Here is a 25,386-nt window from a genome sequence, read left to right as displayed (position 1 = left end):
CACGCCGAACCCGAATGCGTTCGCGCGCGCCGTGAGCTCACAATAACCTCTGGCGGGAAAGCGGAGTCCGGTCAGGTGTCGACCGCAAGCCCGTCCTCAAGTATGGAGCATTCAACCTGCTCGTAGTTGAAGAGTATTTACCAGCAGACCAGGCACGGATTTAAAAACAATGCCGCCGAAACTGATAGAGTTGAAGTAAAGAACGATCTCCGCCGTCCTCAGCACGAAGATGAAAGAAGGGAGGGCGCCCGAGAGCCAGCAGCGGTACTGGAAGTTGCGAGGCTCGATGTTAGCGCCGAGCGATTTTAGCCGCTATTAGTCAAATGATTTTGACCAATAGCGGTCACCGAATAATGGCCACCCTGCCTGCCCGCCGCCACTACGCTGGCGGTGCCAACACGCCCGCATTAGGAGAATCATTGTGGTGAACGAGAGACACGATGACCTACAGGAAATTATTGACGCGGCGCTCCGGGAGATCGCCGCAGAAGAGAGCGACGGATTCGACCCGCAGCACTGAAAACACTCGGCGCTCTACGGGAGACGGAGGCCCATCCGCAACCGGGTCGATTAAGCTACTTTACGTAAAATACTTAGCGGTACCGATGGCTATTAATACGGCGCAATCGAATCAAAATCAATTGGAAGACCAAGTTCATAGTAGTTAAACGGCGATACATCAAGCTCGTCCAGAGCGCCATCTCCGCGACGGACCCAGGATTTTCCCTTTGCACATACAAAGGCAATCTCGACCAGCGGATGTCGATGCATTCCGTAGAAGCCGCCCATATCGATAGATACCGAATGAAGTCCCGGAGGAATCAAATCGAGTATTTTCCTGTATTGATATGGGGATTCCAAATCCTCACCCTTGCAGCACCCCGCTCCATGGGTGACGACAATTGTCGCAACCACCTCATATACGGGAAGATTGCTGTCGTTGCGAATTACGATACGCGCATCACCCGTAGCATCTCTTTCAAGCCATGCAGCAATCGAAGATGGCTGCGCTAGCTTCTCGGCCGTTTTCAGGCGCTCGTCTGTTTTCTTCAGATGCTTTGTGTCACGTAAGGCAACATAAACCGTCAGGCAAAGTGTAACAAATGCACAAATTACTTGAACAACAGCACAAAAAGCGACCATGAGCAATAACCTTCCCTCGGCACAGAATGAAACCAAGAATCAGCCCGCCGCTTACACACTGGCCGTTATTCGAAAAGCAAGCCATCAAGCCAAGTTGTTAGATATATCACAATCTTGATGCTAATAATTTAACCAGCTCATCTGATGGTCCGTTTTTTCTGATGCGGCTGTAATCTCTCACATCAGTTAAGACTAAACCGCCTGCAGACTCACAGAAAACAGCGTGTGAAGGCGCGGCATTGACGCTCGCCTTAATGCTAGATTTATTTTGGCGTAAAAGAAGCGGACGGCAAGAAGGCTGTTTCTTCTTTTTCCGATAGCTTCTCTTGGTGCATGCCATCATGAACCTCCTAAAGGCTAATCACGCAACAGCTTTTGCGCAAAGAGCGTGATTAACAATATCATGAAGCAATAGATAGAGATTTACATCAGCGATTCCGAGCTTATTTGGCCTGTTGGATGTTACATACAAGATCCCCATAATTGAATTGTTCGAACCATCTCGCGCAACAAGTCTAGAAATCATCATGCAACGATCATCGGACCCGAAATGCTCGGAATTAACATCGTTATCCAACTGCCCGCAGTCTCTGGCTTTTTCGACATTGGGACAAAGCATGACGATATGATTAGACAGCTCTTTTTTATGCAACATAAGCACGATCTTGCTACCCATTGAAAGTGGTCGAGAATGTTGAAATCTCGTCGCATTCAATGCCCCTTCCCTAGCCACCGTTGCATAGCCAACTTCATGATCAGATTTCCCGGGACACACAAGCCTAATAGCGCAGCCTATTCCGGCATGAGGACGAAAGATAGAAAAACAGGAAGCGACGCCCTTGCAGCAGACAGTTGCCAATTCGCTTAAATTAACATCTGAATTTAATGTCTCATTCTCTACTTGATAGTTAAAGCTTTGAAGCTCATCGAGCAGGCGCACGTTCCGAAAACCCCGCCTGAGCGAATGCGCGGCAACCCATCCTACCACCAAACAAACTATGAAGAGAAAGGATGGAATGGACGCCATGTTCACATGAGATGTAAGCCAATCAATGGCCCAAGGAAATTTGCCATCCGTTAGTAGCTTCTCCACAAAAAGATTGGCGAACCAAGCAATTAGCCCACCAAAGCCAAATTTCATTAAGGTGTCCAATATCACTAGGGGGATGCCCCTGCTGAGCCCTACACTATAAAATCGAAAACAGGAATACTCACGCTTCCCTCGTTTACCGTAGTGCATCCAATCTTCAAAAGAATATCTATCAATCATGCCATCGCCTCCCGCCGCTACAATTTATATTAAAGCTTTGTGAGGTACTCCCCCAGCTCTTCCTCCCAGTCGGGCATGTGGAAGCCGCTGGTCTCGAGCCTGGACAGGTCGAGCGCGGAGTGGACCGGGCGCGGTGCGACGGGGCCGGCGGCGTTCGCGTAGTAGTCGGCGGTCGAAACCGAAACTACCTTCTCCCCATTGCCGTTGGCGGCCTCGAAGACGGCGCGGGCGATGTCGGCCCAGCTCTTGACGGCGCCGGAGCCGGTGCAGTTATAGGTCCCGTAGGGGGCGTGCGTCCCCAGCACGTGGAAGATGGCCTCGGCCATGTCGCGCGTGAAGGTCAGGCGGCCCAGCTGGTCGTCGACGACCGTGACCTGCGCGAGCCCGTCCTCGGGGTCGGCGACGCGGTCGGACAGCCCCCTCATGGTCTTGACGAAGTTGTGCCCCTCGCCGATGACCCAGGAGCTGCGCATGATGTAGTGGCGGGGGCCCCCTGCCACGGCGATGTCGCCGGCGGCCTTGGTCTGGCCGTAGACGGACAGCGGGGAGAAGGGCTCGTCCTCCGTGTGGACCTCGGCGGTGCCGTCGAAGACGTAGTCGGAGGACACGTGCACGAGCGTGATCCCGTGCTCGGAGCAGGTGCGGGCGAGAAGGGCCGGCCCGGTCGCGTTGGCCTTCCAGGCGGTCACGCGGCCCTCGGGGGCCTCGGCCTTATCGACGGCCGTGTAGGCGCCGCAGTTGATCACGGTGCCGTAGAGCGACCAGTCGTATTTTGAGTAGGCCGCCGGGTCGGACATGTCGAAGGTGTCGATGTCGCAGAAGTCGAAGTCCTTGGCGACGCCGCGCTCCTCGGCGAGCTTGCGGACCGCGCGGCCCAGCTGGCCGTTGCAGCCGGTGACGAGGGTGCGCCTGGGCGCCATGGGGACGACGTCCTTCAGCATCGGGTGGTTGAGGTCGGCCTCGGAGACAACAGCTTGGTCGAGAGGGATCGGCCACTGGATGTTGAGCTCCGGGTCGGCGAGGTTCACGAAGGTGTAGGTCTTCTTCAGCTCGAGCGACCAGTGGGCGTCCACCAGGTAGGTGTAGGCGGTGCCGTCCTCCAGGGCCTGGAAGGAGTTACCAACGCCGCGCGGGACGTAGATGGCCTTGCTCGGGTCGAGCGTGCAGGTGAACACCTTGCCGAAGGTCTCGCTGCCCTCGCGCAGGTCCACCCAGGCGCCGAAGACCGAGCCGCGGGCCACGGAGATGAACTTGTCCCAGGGCTCGGCGTGGATGCCGCGCGTGACGCCGCGGCTGTCGTTGTAGGAGATGTTGTTCTGGACGACGCGGAGGTCCGGGATGCCCAGGGCGGTCATCTTGGCGCGCTGCCAGTTCTCCTTGAACCAGCCGCGCGAGTCGCCATGTATTGCGAGGTCGACGACCTTGAGGCCCCCGATGCCGGTCTCGGTGACGGAGAGGTCCTTCTCGAATGCGATGTCTGCCATGTCTCTCCCCTCCTACTGCCCCTGTGCGCGGTACCTGGCCTCGGTGGCCTCCTTGGCCGGGCGCCACCAGGACTCGTTGGCGACGTACCAGTCGATGGTGGCCTTCAGGCCCTCGGCGAAGTCGGTGTGCGCCGGCCTCCAGCCCAGCTCGCGCTGCAGCTTGGTGCTGTCGATGGCGTAGCGGCGGTCGTGGCCGGGGCGGTCGGCGACCCAGTCGAAGTCCCCGGGGTCGCGCCCCATCGCCTCGAGGATCATGCGGAGCACGGTGATGTTGTCCCTCTCCCCATTGGCGCCGATGAGGTAGGTCTCCCCCATGCGGCCCTTGGTGAGGATGTCCCAGACGGCCGAGGAGTGGTCCTCGGTGTGGATCCAGTCGCGGACGTTCTCGCCGCGGCCGTAGAGCTTGGGGCGGACGCCGTCGACGATGTTCGTGATCTGCCTGGGGATGAACTTCTCCACGTGCTGGTAGGGGCCGTAGTTGTTGGAGCAGTTGGAGATCGTGGTGCGAAGGCCGTAGGTGCGGGTCCAGGCGCGCACGAGCATGTCGGAGGACGCCTTGGTCGAGCTGTACGGCGAGCTCGGGTGGTACGGCGTCTCCTCGGTGAACTTGGCCGGGTCGTCGAGCGCCAGGTCGCCGTAGACCTCGTCGGTGGAGACGTGGTGGTAGCGGATGCCGTGCTTGCGGACGGCCTCCAGCAGGCGGAAGGTGCCCTCCACGTTGGTGCGCAGGAAAGGCTCCGGGTCGGCGATGGAGTTGTCGTTGTGGCTCTCGGCGGCGTAGTGCACGATCGCGTCGTGGCCGGGGACCAGCCTGTCCAGCAGCTCGGCGTCGCAGATGTCGCCCACGACGAGCTCCACGCGGTCGGAGGGAAGCCCGGCGATGTTCTCGGGGTTGCCGGCGTAGGTCAGCTTATCCAGCACCGTCACGTGCACCTCTGGGTGGTTGTTCACCACGTAGTGGACGAAGTTGCTGCCGATGAAGCCACAGCCGCCCGTGACGATGATGTTCTTCGGTTCGAAGAGCTCTTCAGACATGTTTCTATCTCCCATTGGATCGGATTAGTACTCGCGCGGGCTGTTGACGATCTCGCCGGCGGCGACCTTCTTCAAGTGCCGGCCGTAGACCGACTTGCCGTAGGCCTCCGCGGCCTCCTCGAGCCCGGCGGTCGTGATCCAGCCGTTCTCCCAGGCGATCTCCTCGGGAACGGACACGGGAAGGTCCTGGGAGTGCTCCACGGCGCGGACGAACTCCGCGGCCTCGTGCAGGCTCTCCATGGTGCCGGTGTCCAGCCACGCGTAGCCGCGTCCGAGGGTGACCACGGACAGCGTCCCCTCCTCCAGGTACATCCGGTTGAGGTCGGTGATCTCCAGCTCTCCGCGGGCCGACGGCTCCACCTTGTGCGCCTTGGCGGCCACGTCGCCCGGGTAGAAGTACAGGCCGGTGACGGCGTAGGAGCTCTTGGGGCGCTCGGGCTTCTCCTCGATGGAAACGGCCCTCCCCTCGCCGTCGAACTCCACGACGCCGAAGCGCTCGGGGTCGTCCACGTGGTAGCCGAAGACCGTGGAGCGACCCGACTCGGCGTTCTGGACGGCGCGCGTCAGGTGGCGGGACAGGCCGTTGCCGTAGAAGATGTTGTCGCCGAGCACCAGGGCGCACGGCTCGCCGTTAATGAACTCCTCGCCGATGGTGAAGGCCTGCGCCAGGCCGTCCGGGCTCGGCTGCTCGGCGTAGGACAGGTTCACGCCGTAGCGCGAGCCGTCCCCGAGCAGGCGCTCGAAGTTGGGGAGGTCGGTCGGCGTGGAGATGACCAGGATGTCCCGGATGCCCGCCAGCATGAGGGTGGACAGCGGGTAGTAGATCATGGGCTTGTCGTAGACCGGCAGCAGCTGCTTGGAGGTCACGAGCGTGAGCGGGTACAGGCGGGTACCGGACCCGCCAGCGAGGATGATACCTTTCATATTAAAATCCAATCCATTTTGATGTGACTATCGCTGCTTCTTCAGTTTGGTCAAACACGAAGCAACGCTTTTCAGCGCAGAATGATTGAGCAAGAGATAGCCAACGTAGACTAATGCATACAGAATCGCCGCAGTCCCACAAGATAAAAGCTCAGTGAACAAGACGAAAGCGACTGTAAGCAGGATCTCCTGAAACGGCCTCGTTGAACCCGGGGCGCTAAGCTGTTCGTTCAGATAGAGCTCGGACCACAACGACCTGCCAATAATGCAGATAACGGCGCCACACAGGACGGCGTCGAGCGAGTTAAGGACAAGAACACCGAATATCGAAAAAACAGCACTACAAATAACAGTGACGATATTCAACTTCAGGAGCAGCTGCTCTTTACGAAGAACCTTGAAGTAGGTCGTACAGCAAAGGCTCATCTTAGTGTTGAAGACGCATATCGGGAGTAAGAGCGCAAAGTATTTGAGGCTTACGGCATATTGAGGAAGCCATATCCCCAAAAACCAAACCATAGGGAAATAGAGTAAATAGATCGCAGGGAAAATAAGCTCGATAGAATTCCTTATGCCGATGTAAAAACGAACCCTCTCATCTTCAGAGCCTGTCCTAAGGGCAGGAAATAAAACCATACTCGCCTGTGAGACGAAGGTGATGAAGAAATTCACCAGAGAGAGGGAGAACGAAATTTTTGCAAAGGCGACGATACCCCAAAAATGATCGATAAGAAACCTAGATACCCCGAGGATCAGTGTGTCGGCGATGTTCGCAATCATCAGCTTCACGCCGACGAAGATACTGCGGATACCGTCCTTAAGCGAATTACCAAAAGACACTGATTTGGCGCGTAGGATATCCCTGCCCATCCAAGAGCAATATATGAGCGCAATAATTTTCGAAACGAGATACGCGTAGACATAGGGATGGTAGTCCGAAACCTTAAATCCAATTAAAACAAGGAGCGGTGCCAGAAACACCAGCCTGTCTAACATTGTAGAAAACGAAAAAAGCTTAGTTTCGTTCATGGCCTGAAAGACAAAGCCTAAATAACTTGTCAGGTTATAGACGACGGTGTAAAGCGCAAAAGACGCGATAACAAATACACGATTTGCGTCATCGACAAGAGGCAGCGAAACAAAAGTGATGCCGAGGCAAATCACTGCCTGGAAACAAGCACCGAAGATATACTGGGATTTGATTGAGCTCTTATCGATTTCATCACGAGAGAGACCCCCGTTAATCAGGTAGACACCATCATTCAGGCCAAGGTGAAAAAAGCCGGAATAGGTCGTATAAAACATGAACAGTTGCCAGTATCCATAATCAGCAACGCCAACGATTTTCGGCACGAGCAGCGACATGACGACACTGACCGATAGAGAAATAAACTGTGCAGCAAACGCAATCATAGTGTTGCGTGCAATAGACGAATAATTCATTCAACCTCGTTTGTTTAAACTAGCAACCTTGATTTATTCAGAAATCAAAATAGGGCCCGACTCGCACAAATCTGAATACCGAGCACTCGTTCTACCCAGAACGAGTCCACAGGAAACAAACAAGATGACCGTTGGCACCCACCAACCAAGCTCGCAATAAAACATGAGCTCCGCGCAGCATATACAGGAAACGGAAAATAGTACTTGATCGAGTTCGCAACCCGACCTGAACGAACCGATGCCAGCGGAAATTAGCAAAAATACAAAACTACAAATTCCAAGAAAACCATATTCATACAGCATTGCAAGGAAACCATTATCCACCGTTGAAAAACCGCTAATTTCAACCGTCGTGCCCAGCATAGTCATGCGACTACTGCCATAACCATTTCCAGTAAGCCAAAACAGCGGCCTGCTTAAAAAGCTATGAATAATATAGGCAATGGCTCCGGAACGCTGGCTATATGAAACATCAGTTTCAAGCTCACCAAATCGAGAAGCCACAAAGTTAAACAGTCCAAACTTGTAGAGAATGAAAACGAGTAGCAATACAGCTGGAACTAAAAGCGCAATTAAATTCCATTTAGAATACTCGGGGTTCTTTAGGCGAAAGATCAGGTAAACCGATGCTAAAGCAATGAGAATAATCCACGCGCTACGACTCTTTGTCAGAAGCAGAGCGACCAAAAGAACTACAGAGCATAAGAGACGTTTCATCCTGCACGTCTCCAATTTATAGTTAATTACCACAGCAATAACTATCATTTGGCCAAATACGATTGCATGACCGAAAAAACTACGCAGTCGATACATGGATGGATTATCAATCGTTACAGTTTGTAGAAAAGAAAAGGAACCATTTGTAACTAGTCGTTGACCTAAAGCAATTTCAAGGACAAAGCTAAATAGGCAAGCGAACACCATAACGTTGCGAAGCATAAGCAATGCAGACTCAACCCAGTCATCGTTCTTTGCTTTACCGTAAATATAACCAAGAAGAATGCAAAAGAAATACGAGCAGACCGTAAGGAGGGATTCATTAATACTTCGGGACGTAAACGCAATGGCAGAAAAGAAAACCATCGCGCCCATAACGACAATGGGAATGGCGTTATTTAAAAACACTTTGTAGAGACGCCCAGAAAGAACTTCTTTGAAAACAAGCAATCCTAGAACAGAAAAAAACAGTCCTTTAACGGGAGAAATGACACTTAAGATTGCGGCAAAAATCAAAATAGTGAATTCATTAGTAAATAGCTCAAGCATTCTAAACACCTACTTACTGTCACAGGGACTGATTAAGGCCTTAAAATCACCAAGCAGGGAACGATTTGACAGTTCATACTTACGATATTTTAGAATGGTGCCTAAATCACTTAGTTTTAGGCCGCCTACGAGCAAGTGCAGACGGGCATTTAAAACAGAACCGTAATGCTCTATATGCGCAGAAGATATACGATAATCGCCAGGATTACTACTGCAGTATTCTCCTAAAACCTCAGAAAATCTCAAGCACATCATTATCTCAGCAACACGAGATTTCTTGTCAATATGTCGCATCTCAGTTGCATTAGAGTCATGCCTGCGGAACCGAATCAAGGGCTGATTTAGAAGTCTGAGGGTCCCCTTCAGTAATGAGAAGCGCCATAACATACCATCATGCGCAAAATCATCCTGCCAATATGGCATGATTTCCCTTATAAAACTCGATTTAACGGCATAGGAACATCCGGGGCGCCGTACCGACATAAACTTGCTATCGAAAACCGGAGTCTCCAAATCGTCCAGAGGTTTGGAATCATCGACGGCACCATAGACTGTTACTTTTTTACCGCCGCTCTCATAAAACGGCTCGACGGCGCAGCTGAGAACCTCAATCGAGGGGTCCTTCTCGAGGATTGAGGACATCACAGCTATTTTATCGGGTTCCCAGATATCATCCTGGTCGCACGGAAAGACGATTCCATCGTCTATAGATGCAAGGTCGAGAAGCCGCTTAAAGCTCTTGCGCCAGCCGAAATTAGAGCGGTTCTTGTTGATGGTCCAATTATCGAGTCCGTGTTCCTCGATATATTTGACAATGAGATCGAACGACTCGTCTGTCGAGCAATCATCCGCGATTAGTACTCGGTCCGGAGACACGGTCTGAAGTCGCAAGCTGTCTAGCTGCTCAGTAAGATATCGTGTGCCGTTATAGACTGACATCACAACCGTAACCATTAAAACCTTCATCCAATTAATGCTCAGCTATTAGCTGATCGTAAATACTTATAAGACGTTCAACATATGCGGTCTTTTCAAGGCAGCTGAAGTCCGCCTTCTCAACCGCTTTCCTATAACGAGAACAAACATCAGGGTCAAGCATATTGACCATTGCGTCAGATAGCGACTCGGAACTGCCCGCGCTGAAAATTTCGCCGAGGCCTTTCGACCTCACAAAGGAGGCCGCATCGCCGACATCCGAAACGATACACGGCAGGCCGGCAGCAATCATTGCTTCATAGGCGACGAGCCCAAACGTCTCTCGACAAACCGAAGGTATAACGATCGCACGTGAGCGTCCCATAACGGAAAGCACTTCATCATGGGACAGCGCGCCCATGAATTTGATATCCGGATAGCTGTCCGACAGCCTCTTCAGTTCGGTACCGTCACCGATGACGATAGCGTCCACACCGGCCCTACTGGCGGCTTCGCAAAATAAATCGCAGCCCTTTTCAGGACTCAGGCGACCAACGAATAGGTAAGCCTCGCAATCTGCATCAAACCCATGCTGGAATTTGTCCGCATCGACGTAATTTAAACAGTCGAATCGCTCGGCATCCCAGGTTAGATAGGGCTCAATCAACCGACGACTGGAATCTGAAACGAAGGCGACGGCCGGGCGCAGCGCTCTCAAAACATAGCCCTGCACGGAAAAGCGAACGGATCGATACAGTTTTTGGATATATGAGCGCTTGTCACAGTTGTGCAGCAGGCACTTCGGAGAACCGGGGGCAATTCCGCAGTTGCAATGATTCACATAATCGTAGAGTCCACCGTTGGAACAAACGAGGAAGTACTCATGGGCTGTGATCAGGCACTTGAACTCCCGTCGCCCTATGGCCGTGAATATCGAGGGAGAAAGGGAGTGCGTCCAAGAGTGAACGTGGACGACCGTCGTCTTCGGATCGAGCTGCTTCAGTAGATCATCCAGCGCCGTTTCCGAGCGCCTGTTCCAGATACCCTGGACAGCGCCGGAGATGCCCCCGTTCAGGACGTCGTTCTGCCCGCAATTGACACAAACAACACCCGATTCGATTAAGGAGGGATCGGGGTCACCCAACGCTGAAAAGAAATAGCTGTTGACACCTATCCTCGCCAGAGCAGCTGCTGTTTCGATTGCGATTTTTGAAGCTCCGCCCCCGATATGGGGACGGTCGCAAATCGTTATCACTGTGGTGAAGTTACTCATGCACGGTCCTAGGTTTGATAGATCGGACAAACCGCTTTACACGCAGGCGCATCGACGGGGGGAGCAGCATTTTCAGACGGTCGAAAAGGGTCGCATTCGGCGCCAGGACGGAATCAAAGACTTGTAATCCTGTAGCCTCGAAATGCTCGATAACGGCATCGCGCCTCTCCTCAAGATCCGAGCGCTTATTAGGATCTTCATGCAGCAGCACATCATCCGGAGCAAGGCCGTTGTTAGAGTAGGCGACGCAATCGCTTATTTCATCGATCAATTTTGCCCCGCGCTCGGTCTTCACGATAACGGCCGAAACACCCTTCTCGGGATGTCCGCAGTCTTGGACAGACTCAGAACGCCAGGAATCACCGAGGATGATGTCGGCAGGACTGTCGCTCCCTCTGAAAGGACAGCCGTAGCAAGACGATCTGCTGATCAGGCCTTTGATGTAGGAACCATAAAAGGGATCGAATGCAGCGGGCCTCTTAATAATCCTGCCGTCGGATAACTCGATTTTTATGTTATGGCCCCATCCGAATTTCGATTTATCTCTAAAAGTCAGTGCGGTGACATCGGACTTCTCCCGAAGCTCGAGCCAGTCAACATAGGAACGAAACATGGAAGAGCTTGGTACACCGTGGCAAACAACGCTGACGGTTGTCAGCCCATCCATCGGTTTACCCAAATAGAGACGCAGCGCGGAAACCTGACAAGGAGTACCGCTGAAGAGGACTCGCTTGCCGGATTTGAGATCGCTGAGCACTTCGGGATACGATTCGCTAGCATCGCTCTGGACATATTTGGACTTTTGCAGGAGCGCGATTTCGGCAAGCTCGGATATACCGATATGCCTGACGTGATCGACGCCATCCCAGGCGGCGCCGTAAACGCGCCCGCCGTCCGATAGTATACGTTTCGCAAGAAGGGAGAAGACGCCGCCGGACGAACTTTGCGCGAGCTCGTCCGGGTCATCGCTCTGCAAGACAGAGGCGCGAATGGCCTCCGAGTCCGCGTCGACTTGGTTTTCCGCCGGACAGGTACGCAGGCAAAGACCGCAGGAGGTGCATCTCGCTGCGTCCACCACGGGATATTCGAAACCGTCGGGCGAGGTACGCATAGTAATAGCGGAAAAAGGGCATTTGGCCGCGCAAGCTCCGCAACCAAAGCAGGCCCGGTGAGAAACTGTGTCGATGTTCTTGCTCAAGCTAACTTCCCCCTATTGCTCAAGAGCATCCAAGAGCCATTTTTTCGAAAATGTGATGAGCGACTCCACGTCGGACAGTCGCTTCTCATAGCCCTCGATTTCCGTAGCGTTCATGTGACTGTCATAGCCATCTAGCAGACGATCCTCGGTATTCGAGAGCCTCGAGAGGCTCTCGACTCGAGAGTTTTGAGAGCGCTTGTCGGTCTCCTCAAATCTCTTGAAGCAGTAATAGTCTTTGCGGAAAATTTGAGAAAACAGCGTACCGTGCAGCGAATCGGTTAACACGAACCGCGCGCTCGCCAGATAAGCGAGCCATTCATCGGGACCAAGCCCGTAACGCGGATTGAGCTGCTCGTCGACAGCATTTTTACCTGAACCGACAAGCGTCACGACCTCGCAGCCGAGCTCTTTTGAAATCGAATCGACAGCTTTCCTGTAAAACGGCCTATTCCCAAGGAAATAGCAGACGATTTTCCCGGGCTCAGGACATTTACCGTTGATGAGCGGGGCCCAGTCCTCTTTCGACAGGAGCAGGACAGGGTCCACAACCTGTGAAGGGCGCTCGAGACCGAGGGATTCGACAAAATCCGCGCCCGCATCTTCACGAACAGACACAGAGCTGAACGTTTTAATCAGATCGGTAATGATCTTTTTCTTCCTCTGCGTGGTGCTCGTGACACCGAAGCTGGGTGCATACGCGATTCTCTTATCGCTGTCGCTTAGAAAAGAGAGATAGAAATTCCTATTCAAAAGATAAGGGGACCAGATTTGATCAGATCCGCAGACGTATGCATCGTATTTTCCCCGTAAATCGACCAGTCCGTCTGTATCGACAATCCGATCAGTGGTCTCGATGTTCTGGCTCAAAAAGCGATTGAATACGTCAGCCGTCGAGGATCCGAAGTCATCATGTTCCTTCTTGCGATTGAATAGCTCACGTGCTTTGCCAGCAAATAAATCGAAGGAGTTCCGGTTGATCGCCCAGTTCAGTAGCTTTTCTTTAACGCAGGGAAGATAGTCGGCGTCGACAACGTCATGCCCTTCTGCCTTCAAAAACTGCTGTAGGGCATAAGCCTGAAGCAACGTACCGAAATTTTGATTATGGAGCCACGTTAAAATACAAATATTCATTAATTCACCGTTTCAAATAACTTCAGGTAGTACTCTTCGAGCTTGGGCGCTGCCCTAAAGATGTCATAAGATTCAAGCCCCAGAGATGCTTGGGGATCGGAACGATTAACGACATCCGTGCGTGTGGTAAGGACAGCATTGGACCAGCCCTCAATGCCCGCACTCAACGGAACGAAGCTGCACCGACCGGATAGCGCGACCTCGTTGGGGACCCTCTCAGAGCAGATGCACGGGAGACCGGAGACCTGGGCCTCAATCGCGACCATTCCGAGGCCCTCGTACAGACTAGGGAGAACGAATAAATCAAGCGCCTGATAGACGTCCTGTACATTGGAAATCTGACCGAGAAAACGCACCGCAGACGCAATTCCCAGCGAGCGCGCCTTTTCCTCCGCCTGCGGTCTCAACTTTCCATCGCCGCAGATAACAAGGATGGAATCAGGATTCTGAGCATAAACCGCCTTGAAAACATCAAGCAAAAACAGCTGATTCTTCTGGGGGATGAACCTACCGATATTCCCCAATACCAGCGTATCGTCCTGCGCTCCAAGCCCAGCACGTTGCTCATCCCTAATCGATCGATTGAAAGAAAAACTGCTCAAATCGATAGCATTATTAAAGACAGTAAAATGGGATGAGCCGAACAGCCATTTACCTGCATACTCAGTACAGGCCGCCAAATCAGTTGGATACCTTGTCGAAAACAGTTTCAAAAAGCCTTTAAGGGCATTTTTTGCAAACTCGCCTTTGCCGCTCGTCGAGTGGCTGTGGGCGATACGCACGGGTACCCCTGCCTTCTTCGCGGCGCGAAGCGGAAAGACGGAAAGCGCGTTGATATGGCTGTGCACTATCTTCCAGCCCTCTTGCGTAAAGAGGCTTTGAAGCTCTCGCTGATATTCAATCGCATGCTGGTAGGGCGGAATCTCAAAGATTCGACCACCAAGCGATTCGATCTCTTCACGTGGCACGAGCGTCGAATCTGAATCGACAAGAAAATCGAACTGGACTTTACTTCGGTCAATATGGCGATAATAGTTCATGACAACGGCCTCGACGCCGCCGCCAACCATCTTGCCAACAACCTGGGCTACCCTAATCGGTTCAGTCATCTAGCAAGCACCGCCACCGGTAAAGACCTCAACGACCGTGAGGAGAACAATCTTCAGGTCCGTGATTAGGCCGCGCTTGGCGATGTACTCCAAATCACGGCGGACCATGCCGTCGAAGTCGGTGTCGTTGCGGTCTGTGACTTGCCACCATCCGGTGATGCCGGGCTTCACGGCCAGGCGCTGCAGGTCATACTCGGTGTACTGCTCCACCTCGCGCGGCAGCGGCGGGCGCGGGCCCACGACGGACATCTGGCCCAGGAATACGTTGAGGAACTGCGGGAACTCGTCGATGGAGTGCTTGCGGATGAACTTCCCGATCTTGGTGACGCGGGGGTCCTCCTTCATCTTGAACATCGCGCCGGCGATCTCGTTCTGCCCCTTGAGCTCGGCGAGGCGTTCGTCGGCGTCCCTGTACATGGAGCGGAACTTCCACATGCGGAAGGTGGACAGGCTGCCATCGGGGCGGGTCCGACCCACTCGGATCTGGCTGTAGAACGGGTTGCCCTCGCTCTCCAGGCGGATGGCCGCGGCAAGCACAAGGCTGGGTACGGCGATGACGGCCAGCACGCAGCCGCTGAACACGATGTCGAACGCGCGCTTGACGGCGCGGTAGGCCAGGCGCGAGTTGTCCCAGTCCATGATGGATTGCACAGCCTTATAGCGGCCGACGCCCTCACGCTGGCTCATAGCCTGTGCAATCAGCGCCGCCCCCGCGGGCGCATTACTCTCTGTCACTTCTTTATTAGCAGCCACAATAAAACTTACGTCCCTGTCCCCAGGAACCCCCCCCCGTCCATGAATCAAAATGCGAACGAATTGCCGGTGCAACGTCTCCCTTACGTTTTGCTGGGTACGTCGAGCGGAAGTAACTCCCTAAAAGCGGAGCCACCTTCGCCCACGTCCACCAGGCACCAGCGTTTATGACGGTCGATCTTCTTTACACGGGCCTCTTGCCCCACCAAGGGCCCCTGCTCTATGTGCAGCACGCCGTCTTCTATACGGGCGACGCTGTTGCGCACCACGCCGCTGTCGTCGAGCACGCTGCGGTACCAGTCCTGCGCATCGTCCGGCATGGGTGCATAGGCCCGCTCCCTGCTACCGGCAATACGGCAGCCAAAGCTCAACTGGGCCAGGGCCTTGTCGAGCAGGGCTGCATCGCGCGTGGCGACGAAGAAATATTCCTTGTACATGGGTTTGGTTTGGAGCGACCAGGCGCCGTCCCGCTTAAACCAGAACTCCTTTTGCATCACAAAAGCGTCCTGCATCAGCTCGTGCGGGATAATGCGGCGGACCTTTTCACAGGTCTCGCGCTCTTTACCATTGGGGGTATGGACCAGATACCAGCGGACGCGGCCTTGCTGGCTGTTGGTGATGGCGCCGTTAAAGGCACCGGGCAGCTGCTCTTGGCGCCGCATCGTCTGTTCCATCTCTCGCCCCCTTAACTTGCATCCGCGACGCACGCGGATGCAGGGGCGTTAAGAACAGGCTTCTCGCTCGCAGCTAGGCGCAGTCGCAAAAGTACAGGTTTTTGTATCTTTCGACGTTGCTCATTATACGAGCAAACTGCTCACGTTTTCCCAGATTACACAAATTGCAGCGCGAACGGACACATCTCCATACGCCTCTACAAAAACCTGTACCTTTTTGCACAACAAAAAAAGCCGCCCTAACCAGCGGCTTTTCTTCTATAGATAACAAAAAAGGCGACCGCCCGCGAGGACGATCGCCTTTGTTAATTCTTGTTTTGTTTGTGCTAGGCGCGAGTCTTGATCTCCTCGGTCACCTTGGCAACAAACTCGTCGACGCTCATCTGAACGGTCTCGTTGGAGCGATCGCGGACGGAGATATTGCCGGCCTCGACCTCCTTCTCGCCCAGGATGAGCATGTAGGGCACGCGGTCGATGCTGCGGGCCTCGCGGATCTTATAGCCGATCTTCTCGTCGCGGTCATCGCAGACCACGCGAATGCCGGCCTCCTCCAGCTTGGCGCACACCTCATGGGCGTAGTCGCGGCTCTTCTCAGAGACGGGAAGCGCCTTGACCTGCACGGGAGCCAGCCAAGTGGGGAACTTACCTGCAAAGTGCTCGATCAGAATACCGATGAAGCGCTCGATGGAGCCAAAGCACACGCGGTGCAGCATGATGGGGCGCTTCTTGGTGCCGTCGGCGTCCACGTACTCCAGGTCAAAGTTGAGCGGCATCTGGAAGTCGAGCTGCACGGTACCGCACTGCCAGGTACGACCGAGCGAGTCCTCCAGGTGGAAGTCGATCTTGGGGCCGTAGAAGGCGCCGTCGCCCTCGTTGACCTCGTAGTCCATGCCCAGCTTCTCCAGAGCGGTGCGCAGGCCCTCCTCGGCGCGAGCCCAGTCCTCGTCGGAACCCATGGAGTCCTCGGGGCGGGTGGAAAGCTCAACGTGGTACTTAAAGCCAAACTTTTGGTACACGGAGTCGATGAGGTTGACCACGCCCACGATCTCGTCGGTCAGCTGGTCGGGACGCACAAACAGGTGGGCGTCGTCCTGGTTAAAGCAGCGCACGCGGAACAGGCCGTGCAGGGCGCCGCGCAGTTCGTGGCGGTGCACCAGTCCAATCTCGCCGGCGCGGATGGGCAGCTCGCGGTAGGAGTGCGGCTTGGAGGCGTACACCAGCACGCCGCCCGGGCAGTTCATGGGCTTAATGCAGTACTCTTCGTCGTCAATGACGGTGGAGTACATGTTGTCCTTGTAGTGGTCCCAGTGGCCCGAGGTCTTCCACAGCTGCTTGTTCATGATGAGCGGCGTGGAGATCTCCACGTAGCCGGCCTTGTGGTGGATCTCGCGCCAGTAGTCCAGCAGCGTGTTCTTAAGGATCATGCCGTTGGGCAGGAAGAATGGGAAGCCGGGGGCCTCGTCGCGCATCATAAAGAGGTCCATCTCGCGGCCGATCTTGCGGTGGTCGCGCTTCTTGGCCTCCTCCATCATGTGCATGTGCTCGTCGAGCTCTTCCTTGGTGGCAAAGGCGACGCCGTTGATGCGGGTGAGCATCTTGTTGTCCTTGTCGCCCTTCCAGTAGGCGCCCGAGACGCCGGTGAGCTTAAAGGCCTTGAGGGCCTTGGTGTAGCAGATGTGGGGGCCGACGCACATGTCGATGTAGTCGCCCTGCTGGTAGAAGGTGATGCGGGCGTCGTCGTCCAGGTCGCCGATGTGCTCGACCTTGTACTTCTCGCCGCGCTCCTCCATAAGGGCGATGGCCTCGGCGCGGGGCTTCTCGTACACGGAAAACTTGAGGTTCTCCTTGACGATCTTTTTCATCTCGGCCTCGATCGCGGGGAAGTCGTCCTCGCTGATCTTGACGCCCTCGGGCAGGTCGACGTCGTAGTAGAAGCCGTTGTCGGTCGCGGGACCGTAGGCAAAGTCGGCCTGGGGGTACAGGCGCTTGATGGCCTGCGCCATGATGTGCGCGGCGGAGTGGCGGATGACGTGCGTGACCTCGTCCTGCGGGAGCTCGGCCACCGAACCGTCATTGTAGAGTGCCTTCATGGGTATGTTTTCTCCTCTCGGATGCCTGATGCAAGTGCGTGCGATGCGCTCGGCGTTTTAACTTGCATCATTATAGGCAGGTTGCCTTGGTATACAAGCGCCCGCCGCACCTTAATGGCACGGCGGGCGATTTTCTACGCATGCTTCATCGCGTGGGCGCGGGGTGTGGGGCGCGCGTGGCTTTCGGCGTGCCCGTGACTTGCGGCCGGCCCGGCGATGGATGCGTTACTGGATGCGAGTTCGGCAGTAGGGGCAGACCTTCCAGTGCGCATCGAGCGGGCGATGGCAGCTGGGGCATACGTTGCGAACCTGGGTATCGCACACCGGGCAGACGACAAAGTCCTTCTCGATGGGCGCGCCGCACTGCGGGCAGGTGCCGTACTGGGCAAGCTGGCGCTCGCGCAGCGCCATGTCCAGCTCCTGCTCCTCGCGGTCGGACGCATAGGAGTGCGGGCGCAGAACCAGGTAGGCAATGAGGCCTACAAACGGGATGAGGGCGATGATGCCCCATGCCACGTAGGCGCTGGCGCCGCGGCGGCGAGCGTCGATGAACACATAGACGACCGACAGCACATACAGGGCGATGATAAAGCCAACAAAGGCATAGACGACGCCCATAAGCTGCGGCGACATGAGCTCGGAGATGTACTTGGACATTACGGGTACCTTTCGGAATATTAACAGTCCGGTCAAGTTTACCACGGGGTTTGTTTATATGGGACCACGGCTAGGGGCGGGGCTGGTGCGGACACAAACATCTCAATCTGTAACAGGTGGGAGCGGAATCCGGGTCTAGGTGTTACAGATCGAGACGAACGGTTTCCATAGTTGTCGGCAGACGAGGTTGTCGACGTTACCGGGTCTCACCTCGTCTGCCGTTGGCGGGTGTTGCGGGACTGTTCGCCGCATTGACGCCGCCCTGTGGACGCGCAGACCGTAGGATAGTCTTATTGACATCCTGTCAACTTGTCTGGGAGGCACTGTGACAGAAACGTTTGATATCGCGATTGTCGGCGCGGGCATCACCGGATGCGCCATCGCGCGGCAGCTCGCGCGCTATGACCTGTCCATTTGCGTGGTCGAGGCGGCTAACGATATTGCGCTGGGCGCGTCGAAGGCCAACGGCGGCCTGGTGCACGCTGGCTACGATCCGGCGCCGGGCACCGTAAAGGCGCAGGTCAACGCCCGTGGCTGCGAGTTGTACGGTACGTGGGCGCAGGAGCTGGGCTTTCTGTTCCGCCGCACCGGGTCGATGGTGTTGGGCTTTAACGACGAGGACCGCGCACATCTTAAGCAGCTGCGGTGCAATGGCCTGGCCAACGGTGTGCCCGAGCTGTCGATTATCGGCCCCGAGCGCATCCACGAATTAGAGCCGCGCGCCAGTGCCGATGCAACGTGCGCGTTGTGGTGTCCCTCGACTGGGTTTGTCGACCCGTTTGAGGTTGCCATCGCCGCACTGGAGAACGCCGTGGCCAACGGGGTGACGTTTATGCGCTCCGCACCCGTGGAGGCGATTGAAGTCGCGGGCTCGGGCGACGACGCGCGCTTTACGCTGGCGACGCCCGCCGGAGACGTGCACTGCCGCTATCTGATCAACGCCGCGGGCAACGGCGCCGCCGACATCTCGCATATGGTGGGCGCCGAGGAGTTCCAGATGGTCTGGCGTCAGGGCAACATCGTGGTGCTGGATAAGGAACCGCGCACGCTCATGCCGCTCTACCCTGTTCCCACGCCAGTGTCCAAGGGCGTTATCGTCACGGGTACCGTACATGGCAACACCGTGATTACCGCGACGGCTGCCGCGCGCGAGCCAGGCGACACGCAGACCTACGCGACCGATGTCAACGCGCTCCTGACCGGTGCGCACAAGCTGGTGCCCGATCTGGACACGCGTCGCGTGGTGCGCGCGTTTGCCGGCGGTCGACCGGTCATTAAGGGAACGAACGACTTCTTTATTGGGCAGTCGGCCGTGGTGCCGGGGCTGTTCCAGGCGGCAGGTATTCAGTCGCCGGGCGTGGCGAGCGCGCCGGCCATTGCCGAGCGCATGGAGCGCGTGATGCGCGAGGCGGGCGTTGCTTTGCGCGAAAGGGCCGATTGGGACCCGATTCGCCGCGCGCCGGACGACTTTGACCGCGTGCCGCTTGCGCGCAAGGAAGAGCTCATTGAATCCGACCCCGCTTGGGGGCAAATCGTCTGCCGCTGCGAAACGGTGCCCGAGGCCGAGATTGTTGCCGCGATCCGACGCCACCCGGGCGCGGTTTCGGTCGAGGGCGTCAAGCGCCGCTGCCGCGCCGGCATGGGTCGGTGCCAGAGCGGCTTTTGCCAGAGCCGCGTGGTAGCGATCCTGGCGCGCGAACTGGGCTGCGACCCCAGCGAGGTGTTGTTGGAGGATGCCGGATCTTGGCTGGTCCAGGGACCGCTGAAGGGGGTGCGCTAGGATGGCGACGTTTGATATGCGCGACGAACGCGCGGAGACCGGAGCTACAGAGGCGGTGCAGACGCAGGCGTTCGACGTGATCGTTATCGGCGGCGGTCCCGCCGGTATGGCGGCCGCGCTTGCCGCGCATAAGGCCGGCGCGCAGGTGGCCATCGCGGAGCGCGAGCAGCATCTGGGCGGGATCCTCCGCCAGTGCATTCACCCCGGTTTTGGCCTTTCGCACTTTAAGCAGGAGCTCACCGGCCCCGAGTACGCGCAGCGCTTTATCGACCAGGTGCGCTCGACCGACATTGCGCTGTTCCTGGGCAGCATGGTGCTTGGGATTGATTCGAGCGAGGGCGCGGGCGCGGCCGACCCGGGCACGAACGAGGGCGCGGGAGATGCCGCCATCCATACCGTCACGCTCATGAACCGTGCCGGCATGCTGAAGCTCACCGGGCGTGCGGTCGTCCTTGCCATGGGGTGCCGCGAGCGCACGCGCAGCGAGATCAAGATCCCTGGTAGCCGACCCGCCGGCGTGTTTACGGCCGGCTTGGCGCAGCGATACATCAATATCGAAAACCTCAAGCCCGGCTCGCGCGCCGTCATTTTGGGCTCAGGTGACATCGGGCTGATCATGGCGCGCCGCTGCACGCTCGAGGGGATTTCCGTCGAGGGTGTGTACGAGCTCATGCCGTACGCCAACGGCCTGCGTCGCAATGTTAAGAACTGCCTGGAAGACTTTGGCATTCCACTGCATCTGTCTACCACGGTCACGCGTGTGATCGGGCACGATCGTGTGGAGGCCGTCGAGGTGAGTCAGGTCGACGAGCACCTAGCACCCATTCCGGGGACCGAGCGTGTTGTTCCGTGCGACACGCTACTGCTTTCGGTGGGCCTGATTCCCGAAAACGAGCTTTCGGTTGCCGCGGGTGTGGAGCTGGACCCACGTACGCGCGGTGCCGTGGTGGACCAGAGCCTGCAGACGGGCGTGCCGGGCATATTTGCCTGCGGCAACGTGCTGCACGTGCACGACCTGGCCGACAACGTGACGACCGAGTCCGAACGTGCCGGTGCGGCTGCGGCGGCGTGGGCGTTGGGGGCTGTCGGCACCGCGGCGGGAGTGGCGGGCGCGGGCTGCCAGCTCACGGTCTCCCCCGCTGGCATCGCAGGCTACGCACTGCCGGGACGCATCACGGCCGTGTCACTCACTAAGCTCAACTTCCGCGTACGTCGGCCGGTCGATGCTGCCCGCGTGCGCATTCTGGCAGGCGACGAGGAGCTGTTTGCAGGCAAGGTCCGCCCGTTTAAACCGAGCGTAATGGAGAGCTTCCCACTACCGGCAAAGGTAATTCAGCGCGCACTCGACCTGGGCGTTAGCGAGATAGTCCTGTCCGTCGACCCCGTTGAGGAGGCGTAGAGTCATGAGCACAAACGCGATTGAAACGCTGCAGTTCAACTGCACCACCTGCCCCTCCGAGTGCCTCCTGACCGTGGAGGTCGAGCGCAGCGCAGACGGCGCCGTGGTAGAGGTACGCTCCGTAACCGGCAACAGCTGCCCGCGCGGTGATAAGTTTGCACATCAGGAGCTCACCTGTCCCATGCGCGTGCTCACCACCACCGTTGCCGTATCCGGCGGCGACGAGGCGCTGCTGCCCGTGCGCACGGCCGAAGCCATCCCGCTGGCACTCCATGCCCAGGCGATGGACCTCATCCGCGGCGTGGTCGTCGAGGCCCCCATCCGCATGGGCGACGTCGTTCTGGAAGACCCCCTCAACACGGGCATCGACCTCATCGCCAGCATGGACATCGACCCAGCCTAAGCAGCTAATTTGGGACGGGGCTCTTTTAGCTACCCCGCCATCCACCCCGCCCCTCCTCAATTGCGGTGAAATAGTTCCTGATTTCCGCCAAAACCCCGGCATCCAGGAACTATTCCACCGCAACTTGCCTTGGGATCGATATTTAGATTGTGCCTACTTTAGTGCCATTTCAAAACTATGCCGGATTACGGGGCTGATTCGGAGACCCCCATCCATACCGGCATTTTTCGATTTTTGATAAGCCGTCTACCTGCGGTTTTAATTTCGCGATTTTTCCCATGGTCAAGTAATACAGGTCCAGCCCCGTAATCCGCCATAGTTTTGAAAGCAGCTAATTTGGGACGACCCTCTTATGACTACTTTTACCTATCATTCCGCATGTTTGATGCAGCTAAAATAGCCCCGTCCCAAATTGACTACGCCGGCATTGGGGATACCATGGTGGCAACCTAGCGAAAGGACGATGTATGGCACATGTCGATGACCAGCGTGTGGCGCGCGTGCTCGATGCGCTCGAGGCTCAGCACCCCGGCGCGCAGCTGCTCGTAAACGACCCGTGGTCGATCTATTACCTGACCGGCTTTTATGCCGATATGTTCGAGCGTTTTTGCGGCGTGCTGCTCGCACGCGATGCCGAGCCGGTAATCTTGATTAACGCCCTGCATCAGCTGCCCGAGTACGACAATGCCCGCGTGGCCTACCACAACGACACCGACGTCGTGACCGACGCCATCGCGAGTGAGATCGACCCAGCCAAGCCGCTTGGCGTCGACACTGTCATGCGTTCCGGCTTTTTGATGCCGCTCATAGAGCACCACGCCGCAAGCGAGTTTTTCCTGGGTGACTTTGCCGTCACCGCCGCGCGCACCTACAAGGATGCCGCCGAGCAGGAGCTTATGCGCGTGTCCTCGGCCGCCAACGACGCCGTGATGGCCGATGCCATCAAACTCGTCCACGAGGGCGTGACGGAGCGCGAAATCGCCGACCAGATGCTCGGCCTGTACCGCAAGCACGGCTGCGAGGGCTTTAGCTTTCCGCCCATCGTGAGCTTTGGCGCCAACGCCGGCGACCCGCATCACGAACCCGACGATACCGTGCTCAAGCATGGCGACGTGGTGCTGTTCGACATTGGCGGACGCCGTCACAACTACTGCTCGGACATGACACGCACGTTCTTTTGGGGCCAGCCGGACGAGGAGACCGCGCACGTCTACGACATCGTGCGCCGCGCCAACGAGGCCGCCGAGGCGCTCATCACGCCGGGCGTTCGTATGTGCGACTTGGACCGCGCCGCACGCGACGTGATTGAGGATGCGGGCTATGGGCAGTACTTTACGCACCGTCTGGGTCACTCAATCGGTCTGCAAGACCACGAGCCGGGCGATGTCTCGCTCGCCAACGAGCAGGTCGTAGAGCCGGGCATGACGTTCTCTATCGAACCGGGTATATACCTCCCCGGTCACACCGGCGTCCGCATCGAGGACCTAGCCCTGGTGACCGAGAACGGCGTCGAGATTCTCAACGCCTACCCCCACGATCCGGTCCGCTTAGACTAGGCAATGCGGCAAAGGGGCTGTCCCTTTGCCGCATCACATGAATGCCGCCACAAAAACGGCCTATCTACTACGTTTAGCCCGCGTGGGTCGACCATACCCGTGTTTTCGCAAAACTGGCAAGCCCTTTACCTGCGGTTTTGATTTCGCAATTCTCGGTATGGTCGAGGGTTACCGGTCAAACGTAGTAAATAGGCCCATTTCGTGGCGAGCAAGTCAACTCGAGGCGCAGGGCAGCCAAAAAAGCCCCGTCCCAAATTGACTGCTTTTGAGTTGCGGTGATATACGGACCGTTTGAGGCTTCTGGCTTGTAAAACAGTCCGTATTTCACCGCAACTGATGAGGGGATGGGTTAACGGAGCAGCCCCGCTACTTCGCCGGCTAGGGTGATGGTACCGGCTGCTACGAAAGGCTCGCCCGCGGCATCGAAAGCCGCGAGGGCCTCGGATACACTGGGGTACACGCCCGCGAGCTTGTCGGCGTCCACCAGGGAGGCGAGCTCCTCTGCCGGCAGGGCGCGATCGGAATCGGTCTGGGTCACGACCACGCGGGGGAATGCCGGAACCAGAACGTCAACGATACCCGCCACGTCCTTATCGGCCAGCGCGGCACACAGCAGCGTGGGGCGGTTCTCCACGCACGGATCGATCTCGTCCAGCGCGCTCACAAAGTTCTCGCAGCTCTGGGGATTATGACAGGCGTCAATCAACTTAAGCGGATCGGTTCCCAGCACATCAAAGCGACCCGGTGTGGGGCAACCCATAAGCGACTCATCCAGCGCATCGTGGTCGAGCTCACGACCCAGATACCCCTCGCAAAGCATAATCGCGCACGCGGCATTCTGCGGCTGATAGGCCGGCTTGACCATGCTCGACGTATAAATCGCACGCGGCGTGGTGCAGCTAAACTCAACCGTGTCGCCCACATGCGCCGGCACTTTAGTCGTGGCGTGACTCACCACGAGCGGCACCACACCGCATTCACGGCAACGGGCATCCATCACGCGCTGAACGCTCGCCTCATGCGTACCCTCGCCCAAAACAACCAGGCGCCCAGGCTTAATAACCGCAGCCTTCTCCCCCGCGATGGCCTCGAGCGTATCGCCCAGGACCTTCGTATGGTCGAGTCCAATGCCCGTAATGGCGACGGCCACGGGATCGGTCGCACTCGTAGCATCCCAGCGTCCGCCCATGCCAACCTCAAGCACGGCAACATCCACCGCAGCCTCGGCAAACACTACAAGCGCGGCGGCCGTCAACAGATCAAACGGCGTGATGGTATAGGCGCGCTCCCCCGCCGCCACACGACGGGCATTCACGCGATGCCCCGCCTCGACGGCGGCAGAAACGCCACGAGCAAAGGCCTCATCGCTCACGACGCGCCCATCGACCTCCATGCGCTCGGGATAGCGCACCAGCTGCGGCGACGTATACAGCGCGGTCTTGAGCCCCTCGCCGCGAAGAATAGCAGCCGAAAAACGCGTAGTCGAAGTCTTGCCATTAGTACCGGCAACCTGAATGCAATCAAAGTACTCGTCCGGACGCCCCAGCTCATCGAGCATATCGACAACCGTCTCGAGCAGAGGACCAGCATCCCCAGAAATCCGCCCCGTATCAGCAGCCAGCCCAACAGCCTCATCAAACGAAAGCAACTCAAACGAGAAAGGAACGACATACGACCCAGAACGCTTAGCCATAACCCAAAGTCCCCCATAACAGAAAAAGAGGCCCACCAAAAAGAATGAGCCCCTCGCGTTGACAATATCAGCCTCTATCCGCTTGCAGCGAGATCAAGGCCACAACCAAGTGGCCCTAACACGCCAGATGCAAACAACCACGTAACCGCACTAGGAGCGGCCCGACGCTTTGCTCGCCGCAAGTTCCGCA

21 protein-coding genes are annotated in these 25,386 nt (G+C 56.9%); 4 read left to right on the top strand and 17 right to left on the bottom strand.

The features are described 5' to 3' along the window. Positions 1-612: 612 nt before the first annotated feature. The 16 genes from DXC99_RS05040 to DXC99_RS04970 form a co-directional block, all read right to left on the bottom strand. Positions 613-1,149, bottom strand: a complete 537-nt coding sequence (locus tag DXC99_RS05040) for a hypothetical protein (RefSeq protein WP_147329334.1) — start codon at positions 1,147-1,149, stop codon at positions 613-615. Positions 1,150-1,504: 355 nt separating this feature from the next. After that, positions 1,505-2,413, bottom strand: a complete 909-nt coding sequence (locus tag DXC99_RS10280) for a hypothetical protein (RefSeq protein WP_118072015.1) — start codon at positions 2,411-2,413, stop codon at positions 1,505-1,507. A gap of 29 nt (positions 2,414-2,442) precedes the next feature. Then, positions 2,443-3,897, bottom strand: coding sequence for a sugar nucleotide-binding protein (locus DXC99_RS05035; protein ID WP_117629455.1), 1,455 nt, complete (start codon positions 3,895-3,897; stop codon positions 2,443-2,445). Between the two features lie 12 nt (positions 3,898-3,909). Continuing rightward, the gene (gene rfbB, locus DXC99_RS05030; RefSeq protein WP_117629454.1) at positions 3,910-4,932 is read right to left on the bottom strand and encodes a dTDP-glucose 4,6-dehydratase; all 1,023 of its coding nucleotides are present in this window, start codon (positions 4,930-4,932) and stop codon (positions 3,910-3,912) included. 24 nt (positions 4,933-4,956) lie between these two features. Further along, complete coding sequence (gene rfbA, locus DXC99_RS05025) at positions 4,957-5,856, bottom strand: glucose-1-phosphate thymidylyltransferase RfbA (RefSeq protein ID WP_117629453.1); 900 nt, start codon at positions 5,854-5,856, stop codon at positions 4,957-4,959. Between the two features lie 27 nt (positions 5,857-5,883). Beyond that, positions 5,884-7,299 carry a hypothetical protein gene (locus DXC99_RS05020; protein ID WP_117629452.1) on the bottom strand — a complete coding sequence of 472 codons (1,416 nt, stop codon included), beginning with the start codon at positions 7,297-7,299 and terminating at the stop codon, positions 5,884-5,886. 33 nt (positions 7,300-7,332) lie between these two features. Continuing rightward, complete coding sequence (locus DXC99_RS05015) at positions 7,333-8,565, bottom strand: O-antigen ligase (protein WP_117629451.1); 1,233 nt, start codon at positions 8,563-8,565, stop codon at positions 7,333-7,335. A 9-nt stretch (positions 8,566-8,574) separates the two neighbouring features. After that, positions 8,575-9,519 carry a glycosyltransferase gene (locus tag DXC99_RS05010; RefSeq protein WP_158551651.1) on the bottom strand — a complete coding sequence of 315 codons (945 nt, stop codon included), beginning with the start codon at positions 9,517-9,519 and terminating at the stop codon, positions 8,575-8,577. 16 nt (positions 9,520-9,535) lie between these two features. Next, positions 9,536-10,753 carry a glycosyltransferase family 4 protein gene (locus DXC99_RS05005; protein WP_117629449.1) on the bottom strand — a complete coding sequence of 406 codons (1,218 nt, stop codon included), beginning with the start codon at positions 10,751-10,753 and terminating at the stop codon, positions 9,536-9,538. Further along, on the bottom strand, positions 10,746-11,951 hold the full coding sequence (locus DXC99_RS05000) for a Coenzyme F420 hydrogenase/dehydrogenase, beta subunit C-terminal domain (RefSeq protein ID WP_117629448.1): 1,206 nt from the start codon (positions 11,949-11,951) through the stop codon (positions 10,746-10,748). Before DXC99_RS05000 ends, DXC99_RS05005 begins: the two co-directional genes overlap by 8 nt. A 12-nt stretch (positions 11,952-11,963) precedes the next feature. After that, positions 11,964-13,082 (bottom strand): polysaccharide pyruvyl transferase family protein, encoded by a 1,119-nt coding sequence (locus tag DXC99_RS04995; protein ID WP_117629447.1) that lies wholly within the window; start codon positions 13,080-13,082, stop codon positions 11,964-11,966. Continuing rightward, on the bottom strand, positions 13,082-14,191 hold the full coding sequence (locus DXC99_RS04990) for a glycosyltransferase family 1 protein (RefSeq protein ID WP_199408870.1): 1,110 nt from the start codon (positions 14,189-14,191) through the stop codon (positions 13,082-13,084). The genes DXC99_RS04995 and DXC99_RS04990 overlap by 1 nt, the downstream gene beginning before the upstream one ends. Further along, positions 14,192-14,944 (bottom strand): sugar transferase, encoded by a 753-nt coding sequence (locus tag DXC99_RS04985; RefSeq protein WP_233505674.1) that lies wholly within the window; start codon positions 14,942-14,944, stop codon positions 14,192-14,194. An 83-nt stretch (positions 14,945-15,027) separates the two neighbouring features. After that, positions 15,028-15,618 carry a hypothetical protein gene (locus DXC99_RS04980; protein ID WP_117629446.1) on the bottom strand — a complete coding sequence of 197 codons (591 nt, stop codon included), beginning with the start codon at positions 15,616-15,618 and terminating at the stop codon, positions 15,028-15,030. Positions 15,619-15,944: 326 nt separating this feature from the next. Continuing rightward, on the bottom strand, positions 15,945-17,708 hold the full coding sequence (thrS, locus tag DXC99_RS04975; RefSeq protein ID WP_117629445.1) for a threonine--tRNA ligase: 1,764 nt from the start codon (positions 17,706-17,708) through the stop codon (positions 15,945-15,947). Positions 17,709-17,933: 225 nt separating this feature from the next. Further along, on the bottom strand, positions 17,934-18,365 hold the full coding sequence (locus tag DXC99_RS04970) for a zinc ribbon domain-containing protein (RefSeq protein WP_055251579.1): 432 nt from the start codon (positions 18,363-18,365) through the stop codon (positions 17,934-17,936). 325 nt (positions 18,366-18,690) lie between these two features. Between DXC99_RS04970 and DXC99_RS04965 the strand changes: the two genes are divergently transcribed. The 4 genes from DXC99_RS04965 to DXC99_RS04950 all read left to right on the top strand — a co-directional run bounded on the left by DXC99_RS04965 (position 18,691) and on the right by DXC99_RS04950 (position 23,503). Continuing rightward, positions 18,691-20,145 carry an NAD(P)/FAD-dependent oxidoreductase gene (locus DXC99_RS04965; RefSeq protein ID WP_117629444.1) on the top strand — a complete coding sequence of 485 codons (1,455 nt, stop codon included), beginning with the start codon at positions 18,691-18,693 and terminating at the stop codon, positions 20,143-20,145. A 16-nt stretch (positions 20,146-20,161) separates the two neighbouring features. Next, entirely contained in the window at positions 20,162-21,544 is a 1,383-nt protein-coding gene (locus tag DXC99_RS04960) for an NAD(P)/FAD-dependent oxidoreductase (RefSeq protein WP_369831452.1), read from the top strand. 4 nt (positions 21,545-21,548) lie between these two features. Beyond that, positions 21,549-21,947 (top strand): DUF1667 domain-containing protein, encoded by a 399-nt coding sequence (locus DXC99_RS04955; RefSeq protein ID WP_117629442.1) that lies wholly within the window; start codon positions 21,549-21,551, stop codon positions 21,945-21,947. 467 nt (positions 21,948-22,414) lie between these two features. Beyond that, positions 22,415-23,503 (top strand): Xaa-Pro peptidase family protein, encoded by a 1,089-nt coding sequence (locus DXC99_RS04950; RefSeq protein WP_117629441.1) that lies wholly within the window; start codon positions 22,415-22,417, stop codon positions 23,501-23,503. A gap of 349 nt (positions 23,504-23,852) precedes the next feature. Here the strand turns inward: DXC99_RS04950 and DXC99_RS04945 are convergent, their stop codons facing one another. After that, the gene (locus tag DXC99_RS04945; RefSeq protein ID WP_117629440.1) at positions 23,853-25,196 is read right to left on the bottom strand and encodes a folylpolyglutamate synthase/dihydrofolate synthase family protein; all 1,344 of its coding nucleotides are present in this window, start codon (positions 25,194-25,196) and stop codon (positions 23,853-23,855) included. Positions 25,197-25,386 lie beyond the last annotated feature (190 nt).

It is taken from the genome of Collinsella sp. TF10-11AT, from assembly GCF_003437565.1.
Lineage (GTDB): Bacteria > Actinomycetota > Coriobacteriia > Coriobacteriales > Coriobacteriaceae > Collinsella.
The sequence above is the reverse complement of the archived record's forward strand: the minus strand, read 5'-3'. Positions and strand labels throughout refer to the sequence as shown.